This is a genomic window from Sphingobium lignivorans (assembly GCF_014203955.1).
Taxonomy (GTDB): domain Bacteria; phylum Pseudomonadota; class Alphaproteobacteria; order Sphingomonadales; family Sphingomonadaceae; genus Sphingobium; species Sphingobium lignivorans.
In genome coordinates, this window is sequence record NZ_JACHKA010000001.1 from 3,377,509 (window position 1) to 3,389,200 (window position 11,692).

The 11,692-nt window shown below is 66.8% G+C and carries 12 protein-coding genes and 1 tRNA gene; 7 read left to right on the top strand and 6 right to left on the bottom strand.

What is annotated here, in order from left to right; translation table 11 throughout:
• Positions 1-191 precede the first annotated feature (191 nt).
• Positions 192-554 carry a glycine zipper 2TM domain-containing protein gene (locus HNP60_RS15540; RefSeq protein WP_184155540.1) on the top strand — a complete coding sequence of 121 codons (363 nt, stop codon included), beginning with the start codon at positions 192-194 and terminating at the stop codon, positions 552-554.
• A 113-nt stretch (positions 555-667) separates the two neighbouring features.
• Positions 668-970, top strand: coding sequence for a hypothetical protein (locus HNP60_RS15545; RefSeq protein ID WP_184155543.1), 303 nt, complete (start codon positions 668-670; stop codon positions 968-970).
• A gap of 79 nt (positions 971-1,049) precedes the next feature.
• On the opposite strand, the gene HNP60_RS15550 is transcribed toward HNP60_RS15545, so the two are convergent.
• Positions 1,050-1,460: a low affinity iron permease family protein gene (locus HNP60_RS15550; protein WP_184155546.1), complete on the bottom strand. Its 411-nt coding sequence runs from the start codon at positions 1,458-1,460 to the stop codon at positions 1,050-1,052.
• A gap of 158 nt (positions 1,461-1,618) precedes the next feature.
• Between HNP60_RS15550 and HNP60_RS15555 the strand changes: the two genes are divergently transcribed.
• The 5 genes from HNP60_RS15555 to HNP60_RS15575 all read left to right on the top strand — a co-directional run bounded on the left by HNP60_RS15555 (position 1,619) and on the right by HNP60_RS15575 (position 5,740).
• On the top strand, positions 1,619-1,969 hold the full coding sequence (locus HNP60_RS15555) for a hypothetical protein (RefSeq protein WP_260394948.1): 351 nt from the start codon (positions 1,619-1,621) through the stop codon (positions 1,967-1,969).
• A gap of 101 nt (positions 1,970-2,070) precedes the next feature.
• The gene (sucC, locus tag HNP60_RS15560; RefSeq protein WP_184155548.1) at positions 2,071-3,267 is read left to right on the top strand and encodes an ADP-forming succinate--CoA ligase subunit beta; all 1,197 of its coding nucleotides are present in this window, start codon (positions 2,071-2,073) and stop codon (positions 3,265-3,267) included.
• A gap of 220 nt (positions 3,268-3,487) precedes the next feature.
• Positions 3,488-4,237: an electron transfer flavoprotein subunit beta/FixA family protein gene (locus HNP60_RS15565; RefSeq protein WP_184052983.1), complete on the top strand. Its 750-nt coding sequence runs from the start codon at positions 3,488-3,490 to the stop codon at positions 4,235-4,237.
• Positions 4,234-5,163, top strand: a complete 930-nt coding sequence (locus HNP60_RS15570; RefSeq protein ID WP_184155551.1) for an electron transfer flavoprotein subunit alpha/FixB family protein — start codon at positions 4,234-4,236, stop codon at positions 5,161-5,163. The genes HNP60_RS15565 and HNP60_RS15570 overlap by 4 nt, the downstream gene beginning before the upstream one ends.
• Positions 5,164-5,317: 154 nt before the next feature.
• Positions 5,318-5,740 (top strand): hypothetical protein, encoded by a 423-nt coding sequence (locus HNP60_RS15575; RefSeq protein ID WP_184155554.1) that lies wholly within the window; start codon positions 5,318-5,320, stop codon positions 5,738-5,740.
• A 33-nt stretch (positions 5,741-5,773) separates the two neighbouring features.
• Here the strand turns inward: HNP60_RS15575 and HNP60_RS15580 are convergent, their stop codons facing one another.
• The 5 genes from HNP60_RS15580 to HNP60_RS15600 form a co-directional block, all read right to left on the bottom strand.
• Complete coding sequence (locus HNP60_RS15580) at positions 5,774-6,295, bottom strand: hypothetical protein (RefSeq protein ID WP_184155557.1); 522 nt, start codon at positions 6,293-6,295, stop codon at positions 5,774-5,776.
• Between the two features lie 88 nt (positions 6,296-6,383).
• Positions 6,384-8,228 (bottom strand): gamma-glutamyltransferase family protein, encoded by a 1,845-nt coding sequence (locus tag HNP60_RS15585; RefSeq protein ID WP_184155560.1) that lies wholly within the window; start codon positions 8,226-8,228, stop codon positions 6,384-6,386.
• A 137-nt stretch (positions 8,229-8,365) separates the two neighbouring features.
• On the bottom strand, positions 8,366-10,768 hold the full coding sequence (gene lon, locus HNP60_RS15590; RefSeq protein WP_260394949.1) for an endopeptidase La: 2,403 nt from the start codon (positions 10,766-10,768) through the stop codon (positions 8,366-8,368).
• Between the two features lie 8 nt (positions 10,769-10,776).
• Positions 10,777-11,199 (bottom strand): Hsp20/alpha crystallin family protein, encoded by a 423-nt coding sequence (locus HNP60_RS15595; RefSeq protein WP_184155566.1) that lies wholly within the window; start codon positions 11,197-11,199, stop codon positions 10,777-10,779.
• Positions 11,200-11,380: 181 nt separating this feature from the next.
• Positions 11,381-11,464 (bottom strand) — tRNA-Leu (locus HNP60_RS15600).
• Positions 11,465-11,692 lie beyond the last annotated feature (228 nt).

Genomic DNA, 11,692 nt, shown 5'->3' on the forward strand with positions numbered 1-11,692 from the left:
GCAGATCTGACCGGTGCGGCAACGCCACGTCCCTGACAGCGCCGCGCATTGCGCCGCACGAGGATCACGGCTCCCACGCGCAAGCCGGTTAGCCTCCCCCGCGGAACCGCCTGCCACGCCCGTCCATTCTCCCCGGTGGAGAGGCGGACGCTCTGTGCCCGTCCTCCGCTCTGCAATGAAAGGCCAGACTCATGACTATTCCCCACGCCCGCGCCCTTTTCCTCGCGCCCGTCGCTCTTGTCCTCGCGCTGCCGCTCGGCGCCTGCAGCGACTATGGCAATGACCGGCCGCGTTACGGTTATCGCGGCGACGGCCATCGCGGCGGCGAGCATGTGATGGGCCGGAACGACCGGGTCTATCGGGATCGCGACGGCAATTATTACTGCCAGAAGCCGGACGGCACGCGCGGCACCATCATCGGCGGTCTCGCCGGTGGCGTGCTCGGCAACGTCATCGCGCCGGACGGCAACAAGACGCTGGGCACCATCCTTGGCGCGGCGGGTGGCGCGGTCATCGGGCGCGAGGTGGATCGCGGCCAGGTGCGCTGCCGCTGAGCCTCCCGCGCGCGACACGGGCCGGCCCTGCCCGCCCGGCAGGAACCGGCCCTGCCGCCGCACGTTGGCTGCTGGAGAGCGGGGCGCATTCGCCCCCACGAAAGGAGAGAATCATGCTGAGAACTTTTCTGACCGGCGCCGTCGCTGCGTTCATCGGCAGCCGGCTCATCCGGGCGAACCGGGAAGGCAAGCTCGAAGGACCCAAGCAGCGCCTGCGCGAGGGCGCCGAGCGGGCGCGATCCCGGATCGATCAGCGCTGGAGTGATGCGGCCAGGAGCGCCCCGTCCGGCCGCCGCGCGCCCCCGCCCGCGCCCAAAAGCAAGGCCACCAAAACGCCGGCAATGGACGACGTCTCCAGCCCCGCCGCGGCGCATCCCTGGCCGGTCGATCCCAAGGCGATGCCGCAGGAAAGCTGAACCGCAGCCCCGGGCTTCAACCGGGGTCGCTAGGGCAGAGCTCGCCCGCCGCCCAATGACATGGGCGGCGGCGGCCCGGTCAGCGGCGTTCGACGAGGCGAATCAGCGCCTCGCTCTGCTGCTTGCGCAATGCCCCCTCGACGCCCTGGTCCTTTTCCAGCGCTTCCCGGATGCGGCAGATCTCGATGTCGGTCAGATGCTCGATGCCGATATAGTCGTTCCGCGCCGTCTTGACCGCGCGGATGAGCTCGTCGAGCTTCACCTGCATCGCACTCGCATCGCGGTTCTGGGCATTCTGGATGAGGAACACCATCAGGAAGGTGACGATCGTCGTGCCCGTGTTGATGACCAGCTGCCAGGTATCGGACCATTGGAAGATCGGGCCGCTGATCCCCCACACGATGATCGTGCCCAGCGCCAGGAAGAAGGTTTTCGGCTGACCGGCGAGTGTCGCCATGCGGCTGGCGATATCGGAGAAGAAACGATCCATGGACATGCAGCTCCGTCGGCGGGCGACCATGCGGCCCGCGGGGTGATACCTGCGATGCGTCGGCACGGCGCGCGCGTCAATCGGCTTCTCCCCGGCCGGACTGCCGCCGGAGCGCCCTGCCCCTTTGCGCGCGCCGCGCAGCGCTCTATATCCAGCCCATGCCCATTCCCGCCTCCCCCATTGCCGCCCGCTCGCGCCGTGCCGCTGTCGCGCTGGCGCCGCTTTGCGCGCTCCTCGCCCTTTCCGCCTGCGCCACGCCGGAGGCGCAGCTGCGGCAGGGCCTCGTCAATGCCGGGCTCAGCGAGCCCATGGCGCGCTGCATGGCAAGGCCGATGGTGGAGAAGCTCAGCACCAGCCAGCTCATGAAGCTGCGCTCGCTCGGCAAGACGGGCGATCTCGATCCGCGTCGCACCAGCTATAACGAGCTGATGCGCCACCTGCGCGCGATGCAGGATCCGGAGATCATTCGCGTCACCGCGTCGGCGGCGCTGGGCTGCTCGCTCGGCTGAGCAGCGCCCGCCCCGCCGGATCATTTCGCAACTTTGCAACGCACTTTCCGGCGCAGGGCGCTATGGCGCTCCCAATCCCTCTCGCTCAGGAAAATGCGTCCATGAACATTCATGAATATCAGGCCAAGGAACTGCTCGCCAAGTTCGGCGCCCCCGTGCCCGCCGGTTTCGCCGCGCTCACCGTGGAGGAAGCCGTCGAGGCCGCGAAGAAGCTGCCCGGGCCGCTTTATGTCGTGAAGGCGCAGATCCACGCGGGCGGCCGCGGCAAGGGCAAGTTCAAGGAGCTCGGCCCCGATGCCAAGGGCGGCGTGCGCCTCGCCAAGACTCTCGAGGAAGTCGAGGCCCATGCCAGGGACATGCTCGGCAACACGCTGGTGACGATCCAGACCGGCGAGGCCGGCAAGCAGGTCAACCGCCTCTACATCACGGACGGCGTGGACATCGACAAGGAATTCTACCTCGCCCTGCTCGTCGACCGCGCCAGCGGCCGCATCGCCATGGTCGCCTCGACCGAGGGCGGCATGGACATCGAGGAAGTGGCGCATTCCACGCCCGAGAAGATCCACACCATCACCATCGATCCGGCGACCGGCTTCATGCCCCATCATGGCCGCCGCGTGGCTGCCGCGCTGGAGCTTTCGGGCGATCTCGCCAAGCAGGCCGCCAAGGTCGCGGGCGCGCTCTACAAGGCATTCCTCGGCACCGATGCCAGCCAGATCGAGATCAATCCGCTCGCCATTGCCGGCGGCAAGATCCAGGTGCTCGACGCCAAGGTCGGTTTCGACGGCAATGCCCTGTTCCGTCACCCAGACCTGATGGAACTGCGCGACGAGACCGAAGAAGACCCGATGGAGCTGGAGGCGAGCAAGTACGACCTCGCCTATATTAAGCTGGATGGCGACATCGGCTGCATGGTCAACGGCGCCGGCCTCGCCATGGCGACGATGGACATCATCAAGCTCAACGGCATGTTCCCCGCCAACTTCCTCGACGTAGGCGGCGGCGCCTCCAAGGAGAAGGTGACGGCGGCGTTCAAGATCATCCTGTCCGATCCCGCCGTGAAGGGCATTCTCGTCAACATCTTCGGCGGCATCATGCGCTGCGACATCATTGCCGATGGCATCGTCGCGGCGGCCAAGGAAGTGAACCTCTCCGTGCCGCTGGTCGTGCGCCTCGAAGGCACGAACGTGGCGCAGGGCAAGGAAATCCTCGCCAACTCCGGCCTCGCCATCGTGCCGGCGGACGATCTGGGCGATGCCGCTCGCAAGATCGTGGCCGAAGTGAAAAAGCTGGGCTGAGCGCTTTCGCGCTGCCGCTACGGAACGGGCGCTCCCGCGAGAGGGGGCGCCCGCTTCGCATCCGCTCAAGCCGGAACAACGGCGGCGCAAAGCAAAATTTCGCTGATTTCCGGCGCGCTGCGCTCTATAGACAGCGCGTGAAGACAGGCCGCGAGGCCTGTGCAATCGCGCAAAATGCTATAGAGAATAGCGATCAGGCAATGTCTTGCGGAGAGCTTCCATGAAGATTCTTGTCCCGGTGAAACGGGTGCTCGATTACAATCTCAAGCCACGGGTGAAGGCGGACGGCAGCGGCGTGGACCTCGCCAATGTCAAGCAGAGCATGAACCCATTCGACGAGATCGCGGTGGAGGAAGCCATCCGCCTGAAGGAGAAGGGCGTGGCGACGGAAGTCGTCGCCGTCTCCATCGGCGAGCCCAAGGCGCAGGATACGCTGCGCACCGCGCTGGCCATGGGTGCGGATCGCGCGATCCTCATCACGCATGACGGCGTGGCCGAGCCGCTCGCGGTCGCCAAGCTGCTCAAGGCAGTGGCCGATGAGGAACAGCCCTCGCTCGTCATCCTGGGTAAGCAGGCCATCGACGATGACAGCAACCAGACCGGCCAGATGCTCGCCGCGCTGCTCGGCTGGGCGCAGGGCACTTTCGCCAGCAAGGTCGAGGTTTCCGGCGATACCGCCAATGTGACGCGCGAAGTGGACGGCGGCCTGGAGACGGTGGCGCTCAAGCTCCCCGCCATCGTGACGACGGACCTGCGCCTCAACGAGCCGCGCTATGCCTCGCTGCCCAACATCATGAAGGCCAAGTCCAAGCCGCTCGCGCAGAAGACGCCGGCTGATTATGGCGTGGACATGACGCCGCGCATCACCACGCTCAACGTCAGCGAGCCACCCAGCCGGCAGGCGGGGATCAAGGTGTCCAGCGTGGACGAACTGGTCGAGAAACTGAAGGCTCTGGGAGTTGCGGCATGAAGACGCTGGTTCTTGTCGAGCATGACAATGCAAGCCTGAAGGACGCGACGCTCCACACCGTGAGCGCTGCGGCCAAGCTGGGCGAGGTCCATCTGCTGGTCGCCGGCGCGGGCTGCGCCGCCGTGGCGGACGCGGCTGCGAAGATCGCGGGCGTGGCAAAGGTCCATCTCGCCGATGACGCGGCCTATGCGCACCAGCTGCCCGAGAATGTGGCCCCGCTGGTCGCGACGCTGATGGCCGATCATGACGCTTTCCTCGCCAGCGCCACGACGGCCGGCAAGAACATCGCCCCGCGCGTGGCTGCCCTGCTCGACGTGATGCAGATCAGCGACATCATCGCGGTCGATGGGCCGGACACGTTCACGCGGCCCATCTATGCGGGCAATGCCATCGCGAAAGTGCAGACGAGCGACAAGAAGCTGGTCATCACCGTGCGCGGCACCGCGTTCGAGAAGGCAGCGGCCGAGGGCGGCGCCGGCACGGTGGAAGCCGTCGCGGGCGCGGGCGAAAGCGGCCTTTCGAGCTTCGTCTCCGAGGAACTGGCCACGTCCGAGCGGCCCGAGCTGACCGGCGCGAAGATCATCGTCTCGGGCGGTCGCGGCCTTGGCAGCGGGGATAATTACCACGCGATCATCGAGCCGCTGGCCGACAAGCTCGGCGCCGCCGTCGGCGCCAGCCGCGCCGCCGTGGACGCGGGCTATGTCCCCAACGACTATCAGGTCGGCCAGACCGGCAAGATCGTGGCGCCGGAGGTCTACATCGCCGTCGGCATCTCCGGCGCGATCCAGCATCTCGCGGGCATGAAGGACAGCAAGACCATCATCGCCATCAACAAGGACGAGGACGCCCCGATCTTCCAGATCGCCGACATCGGCCTGGTCGCGGACCTCTTCAAGGCCGTCCCGGAGCTCACCGAAAAGCTCTAAGGGACAGCGGCGAAACACTCGCCGACCAGAAGACAGAAGCGGGCCGGGCAACCGGCCCGTTTTTTTATGTGGGGGCGGTGTGCATCGCTCGCCCATTGTGAATGCGCTCGGTCGGCATCCACCTCGATTGCCGAAGCCTGCACAATGAGAGATAATGTGCGCCATGACCGATTGCAGCGAGGAAGCGACCGCCCTTTTCACTCGCTTTGCTGAAAGGCATCGGCTCACCTACAGCGTAGAAACCGATGTTCCGATTGAGGTTCTTTGGCGGTTTCCGATACAAAATGGGCTATCCCTGCCCATCACTCTGGGACTTCAGAACTGCGACGAACTTAACTTCGGCGTTGAACATTTCTGGTCTTTCTTTCCCTTTGAAGAAAGCGCTTCATTTTTCGAAGATGTGCTCGATGCATGGGTTGCTGGCCAAGCGCGGATCGTCCCTATCGCGCTCGGTGGACGCGCCCTTCAGCGTCTGGACGGCGGCCGGTGGAAAACCATTTACCGCGCGAATTGCCTTCTTCCAGTGCCACGAAATCCAAAGCGCACCATCACCAACGATCGGTCTCGCCAGCTATGACGTCCGGTCCCGGCTGCCGGACGCCCGATTCCCCTACTGCGCCAAGACATCAATGAAGCTGAAGTTCCCGGTGGAACAAATAAGCTCAATTTTGCGACGCGCGCCAAGCTTCAATTTCATGGAATGCTGAATGCCTGCGATTTCAAGCACTATGTCCTCATCCCGAACGACGATCTTGAATGCTAGCCTTTTTCCCAACTCGACCGGTCCCACTATATGATCGGAGCTCGGCCTGTCCTGATCCTTGCTGGCGAAGGAGAGACGCATTGAAGCGTCCTTCGTTATGACGCGCTTTTTCTGCACAGTGGTCAGCAACCTGACACCTACCCAGCTTCCGCTATCGATGTCAGCGATGCGGACCTGGGCACTGGGCGCCCACTTGGCATTGCCATACATCGTCTCCGCCTGCAGAAAGCCGGACAGCTCCTGCTGGTCAGGCGCTTGCACCACCTCCATCATCGAAAAATGGCCCGGAGCGGCATTGCAACGGAAGGTAATCTGCCCTTGTTGCAGCTCTCCATGTGCCGGCTGAGCAGCAACGCCGGCGCAGGCCAACGCAATCCATATCCTCCGCATAAACTCCCCCTCGTCCAAATCACGTCACTGCACCGTTCCCGGGATTGAGACCGGAGCCCCACCCCCCTCAATAAGCCAGTGCGCAGCCGTCCGCCCGCATCTCGCTGGCGGCGGCGTAGACGCGGGTGTCGCCGTCCATGCGGTGCTCCACGCATTGATAGCGCCCGAAGCCGCCATCGGACTCGCCGAGCGTCCAGCCCATGCCGGCCAGCGCCTGCTTCGTCGCTTGGGGGACGCCGCTTTCCAGCCGCAGCAGGCCTTTGGGCCCCAGCGTGGGATCATCCTCGCCCATGGTCTCGGACGAGCCCTCATGGTGCCAGCGCGGCGCATCGCCGGCGGACTGGATCTCCAGCCCATAGTCGACGCGATTGACGATCACCTGCGCCTGCCCCTGCGGCTGCATGTCGCCGCCCATCACGCCGAAGCTCATCCAGGGATCGTCCCCGCGCGTGGCGAAACCGGGGATGATCGTCTGGAAGGGCCGCTTGCCGGGCGCGTAGATGTTCGGGTGGCCATCCTGCAGGCTGAAGAGCTGTCCGCGATCCTGGAACATGAAGCCGAGGCCGTCCGCCACCAGCCCTGATCCCATCCCCCGGAAGTTCGACTGGATCATCGACACCATCAGCCCCGAGGCATCGGCGCAGCTGAAATAGGTGGTGTCGCCCCGGCTCGGCGCCTGCCCGGGATGGACCGGCGTCAGGATGCGGTCCGGGCGGATGAGCTTGGCGCGCTGCGCGGCATAGTCCTTGGAGGCCAGCCACTCGACCGGCACCTGCGCGAATTGCGGATCGGCATAATAGCGCGCCCGGTCCTCATAAGCGAGGCGCTTGGCCTCGATCTGGAGGTGGATCGACAGGGGCGACTGGAAGCCGGCCGCGTCCATGTCGAAATGCTCTAGGATGTTGAGCATCTGCAGCGTGGCGATGCCCTGCGTGTTCGCGCCGATCGCGTGGACGGTGGCGCCGCGATAGTCCGTGCGGGCCGGCTCGATCCATTCGGAGCGATGCGCCGCCAGATCCGCCTTGCGCAGCCAGCCGCCGATGCGCCGGAAATAGCGGTCGATCACATCGGCGATCTCGCCCTGATAATAAGCGTCGCGCCCCCCGGCCGCGATCGCCCGATAAGTGCGGGCGAGATCGGGATTGCGGAACACCTGCCCTGCGCGCGGCCCCTTGCCGTCGGCCATGCCCCAGGTGCGCAGCGCATTGGCGGTTTCCTCGATGCCGTTGTCGCTGCGGGCGAACAGCGCCATGCCGCGCCGGATGTAGAAGGCGATCATGTCGGGCACCGGCGCCCCGGCTTCGGCCAGTGCGATGGCGGGCTCGAACAGGCTCGCCCAGGGCAGCTTGCCGTAGCGCTGGTGCATGGTCCACCAGCCGTCGACCGCGCCGGGGACGGACACGCTGATCGCGCCGTGGGAGGGAAGCACGCCATTCTTCGCGCGGCTGCGCACCGTCTCCAGCGAGAGGCCGCGCGGCGACCGGCCCGATCCCGCGAGCCCCACCACCTTGCGCTGCGCCGGGTCCCATATCATCGCATAGACATCGCCGCCGATGCCGCAGGCCGTGGGCTCCAGCAGGCCGAGGCAGGCATTGATGGCGATGGCCGCGTCCACGGCCGATCCGCCGCGCCGCAGAATGTCGATGCCCACCTGCGTCGCGAGCGGGTGCGACGTGCCTGCCGCGCCGTTCAGCCCGTAGACCGCCGTGCGCGACGCGAAGGATGCGCCGATGGGCCGATCACCGGCATGGACGTCCGGCCGCATATAGCGATCCTCGCCGGCCGGCCATGCGGGCGCTTGCGGCGCGGCGGCCTCGCCGCCGGACGCGCCCGCTCCCTGCGGACGGGCAGCGGCAAGGGCGGGCATGGTGGCGGCGGCCGGCAGGGCGGCCAGGAACGTGCGACGGCGCATGGCGAAATCTCCTCTTTGCGCCATCCTCATCGCTCGATCGCGGATGGGCAACAGGAATATCGCGCGCGCCGGTCAGGGCCGGTCAGGAAGGCCGGTCAGGTAGAGGACGGACGCCCGCCCCCTGCCCCGCCGTCACGTCAGGACGGCGCCCCGTCCTCCTGCGTCGAGACCGGTTCCAGCCCCGCCGCCAGCGCATCCTCGACCGTCTCCAGCCAGATGAACTCCAGCTTGTCGCGGGCGCTGATCGGTATGTCGTCGAAGTCCCGCCGGTTGCGGGCCGGCAGCATCACGCGCGTGATGCCCGCGCCCGCCGCCGCCACGACTTTCTCCTTGATGCCGCCCACCGGCAGCACCAGCCCGCGCAGCGAGATTTCGCCGGTCATCGAGGTGTCGCTCCGCACCGTGCGCCCGGTGAACAGCGAAGTGAGCGCCAGGAACATCGCCACGCCCGCGCTCGGCCCGTCCTTGGGCGTCGCGCCCGCAGGCACATGGACGTGGACGTCGTTCTTCTCGAACGTCTCGCGCGTGATGCCCAGCGCATCGGCGCGGCTCTTGACGAGGCTGAGCGCGGCCTGCGCGCTTTCCTTCATCACGTCGCCCAGCTGCCCGGTGAGGATGAGCCGGCCATTGCCCGGCATCATCGTCGCCTCGATGAAGAGGATGTCCCCGCCCACCGGCGTCCAGGCCATGCCTGTCGCCACGCCGGGCACGCTGGTCCGCTGCGCGACTTCGTTCTCGAAGATGCGCCCGCCGAGGATCTCCTGCAGATCGTCGGGCGTGATGTCGACATGACTGGCCGTTCCCTCGGCGATGCGCACGGCGGCATGGCGGATGGTCTTGCCGATCTCGCGCTCGAGGTTCCGCACGCCGGCCTCGCGGGTGTAGAAGCGGATGATCGCTTCCAGCACCGCGTCGCTGACGGTGACTTGTTCGGCCGTCACGCCGTTCGCCTCGAGCTGCCGCCGCACGAGGTAGCGGCGCGCGATGGCGAGCTTCTCTTCCTCGGTATAGCCGGCCAGGCTGATGATCTCCATGCGGTCGCGCAGCGGACCGGGGATGGAGTCCAGCATGTTGGCGGTGGCGATGAAGACGACCCGCGAGAGATCGAACGGCAGCGCCAGATAATTGTCGCGGAACGTGCCGTTCTGCTCGGGATCGAGCACTTCGAGCATGGCGGCGGAGGGGTCGCCGTGCATGCCCTGTCCCAGCTTGTCGATCTCGTCGAGCATCATCACGCAGTCGCGCGTGCCGGCCTTGCGGATCGCCTGGATGATGTTGCCCGGCAGCGCGCCGATATAGGTGCGCCGGTGGCCCCGGATCTCCGCTTCGTCATGGACGCCGCCCAGGCTCACGCGCACGAACGGACGGCCCATCGCCCGCGCGATCGACTGGCCGAGCGAGGTCTTGCCCACGCCGGGCGGGCCCACGAAGCACAGGATCGGCGCCTTGCCTTCCGGCGCCAGCTTGCGCACCGCGAGATACTCGACGATCCGCCGCTTGATCTTCTCCAGCCCGTAATGGTCCGCGTCCAGCACCGCCCGGGCTTCCGCGATGTCGATCGGCTTTTCCTCGGGCAATTGCCAGGGAAGCTCGGTCAGCCAGTCGAGATAGGTGCGGATGATGCCATGCTCGGCGGCGCCGTCGGGCGTGCTCTCCAGCCGGCGCAGTTCCTTGCGTGCCTGCGCCTCCACGTCCGCCGGCATGCCGGCCTTCTCGATCTTCTCGCTGATTTCCGCCACCTCGGCGGCCTTGCCGTCATCCTCGCCAAGCTGGCGCTGGATCGCGGCCATCTGCTCGCGCAGCAGCGCCTCGCGCTGCCGGGAGCCGAGCGTTTCCTGCACGTCCCGGCCGATCTCCGCGGAGAGGCGCAGCACCTGCAGGCGCTGGGCGAGCGCGCGCGACACCTTGTCCAGCCGCACGTCGAGCGCGACGGTTTCCAGTATCTCCTGCTTCTCGTCCGCGCCCATGTCCAGATAGGCCGCGACCGTGTCCGCCAGCGTGGACGCCGAGCCGATGTTGCGGATCGCGTCGCCCAGGCCTTGCGGCGCCTGCGGCAGAAGCTCCACCGTCTCCAGCGCCTGCCGCCGCAGGTTGATGATCCGCGCCTCGATCTCCGGGGCGTCGCTTTCCGGTTCGGCCACGCGCGCGACCCGCGCCACGAGGAAAGGCCAGCCCTCCAGGAACTCGACCACGCGAAAGCGCGTCTCGCCCTGCAGGATGAGATGATGCGTGTCGTCCTGCGCCGTGACGTAGCGCAGCACATTGGCGATGGTGCCCATGCGGTGCATGTCGTTGGGCGCGGGATTGTCGACGCCGGCATCGCGCTGAGCGAGGATGCCCACCGGCAGGCTCTGGCGCACGGCCGCCTGCGCCGCATTGATGGACGCCGGCCGCCCGATCGCCATCGGCATCACCACGTCCGGGAACATCACGAAGTTGCGCACCGGCACGATGATGATCGCATCCTCGGGCAGCTCGGGCAATTGCGGCCCGCTCGCGCCGGGCGCCTGCACCGGCTCCGGACTTTTCTGTTCGGTCATGCTGTCCATCACCACTGGCCTCCGCCATTCACCTTGTGCAGGGTGACCAGCAGGCACCCGTGCGCGCTCGTCCGGCTCACATCCTGATAACGGCCGCGGGGCAGCGCGAGGCGCCGCTCGAAGCGCCCCTGCGGAAGCTCCAGCCTGTGGATGCGCGCGGTGCGGATCTCGGGGGGCAGCACGCGCTGGCCCCGCACGACCAGCACGCCATCCTCGATGAAGGCCTCGGCCTGCTCCGGATCGACGCCGGGCAGCGCGACCAGCACGAGCACTTCATGATCGGTCTCGATGATGTCCACCGGGGGCTCCCAGCCCACGCCGCCGCGCCCTGCGCGCGACGGGGAATAGCCTTCCCGGTGCAGGCGCTCCATCTTGTCGATGAGGCCGACCGCGTCAGCCCACATCCATTGCCGCGACCGACCTGAACTCATCTTCCTCACCCCGCGATCCGCTGGCGCGGCACACGCCGCTCATGCGCTAATAAGGAAATGCGAAAGGCGATTTTCAAGCCGCGCGGCAAAATGGAGCGCTTGTACGCTAGGGCGGGGGCGCTGATGCTCCCGTGACACAAGGCGCTACGAGGAACCTGTTTATCGACACGGAAGGGGGCGGTGGTGCGGGCGGTCGGACTCGAACCGACATGGATTGCTCCGGCGGATTTTGAGTCCGCTGCGTCTACCATTTCGCCACGCCCGCGCGCCGCGATGGTGCGGCCATAAGCGGCAGACCGGTTCGCGTCCAGAGGCTTCACCGTTCGGGGCGTCTGCGGCCTTGCGGCCGTGGCCCGAGCGCGTCAGCTCTGTGAAATGGCGGTTTCAAGCGGGATTCCGGCGCATGTCATGGCGGCGCGCCCGATTGTGCGGTTGCGCAATGAGTGCGCGGCTGTAAAGCTGATGGCGTGAAGCTGCTCACGCGCGGGCCCTG

Bases quoted from the DNA above. Each gene is read 5' to 3' on its own strand.
- HNP60_RS15540 (WP_184155540.1), top strand. From the start codon at position 192: ATGACTATTCCCCACGCCCGCGCCCTTTTCCTCGCGCCCGTCGCTCTT.
- HNP60_RS15545 (WP_184155543.1), top strand. From the start codon at position 668: ATGCTGAGAACTTTTCTGACCGGCGCCGTCGCTGCGTTCATCGGCAGC.
- HNP60_RS15550 (WP_184155546.1), bottom strand. From the start codon at position 1,460: ATGGATCGTTTCTTCTCCGATATCGCCAGCCGCATGGCGACACTCGCC.
- HNP60_RS15555 (WP_260394948.1), top strand. From the start codon at position 1,619: ATGCCCATTCCCGCCTCCCCCATTGCCGCCCGCTCGCGCCGTGCCGCT.
- sucC (WP_184155548.1), top strand. From the start codon at position 2,071: ATGAACATTCATGAATATCAGGCCAAGGAACTGCTCGCCAAGTTCGGC.
- HNP60_RS15565 (WP_184052983.1), top strand. From the start codon at position 3,488: ATGAAGATTCTTGTCCCGGTGAAACGGGTGCTCGATTACAATCTCAAG.
- HNP60_RS15570 (WP_184155551.1), top strand. From the start codon at position 4,234: ATGAAGACGCTGGTTCTTGTCGAGCATGACAATGCAAGCCTGAAGGAC.
- HNP60_RS15575 (WP_184155554.1), top strand. From the start codon at position 5,318: ATGTGCGCCATGACCGATTGCAGCGAGGAAGCGACCGCCCTTTTCACT.
- HNP60_RS15585 (WP_184155560.1), bottom strand. From the start codon at position 8,228: ATGCGCCGTCGCACGTTCCTGGCCGCCCTGCCGGCCGCCGCCACCATG.
- lon (WP_260394949.1), bottom strand. From the start codon at position 10,768: ATGACCGAACAGAAAAGTCCGGAGCCGGTGCAGGCGCCCGGCGCGAGC.
- HNP60_RS15595 (WP_184155566.1), bottom strand. From the start codon at position 11,199: ATGAGTTCAGGTCGGTCGCGGCAATGGATGTGGGCTGACGCGGTCGGC.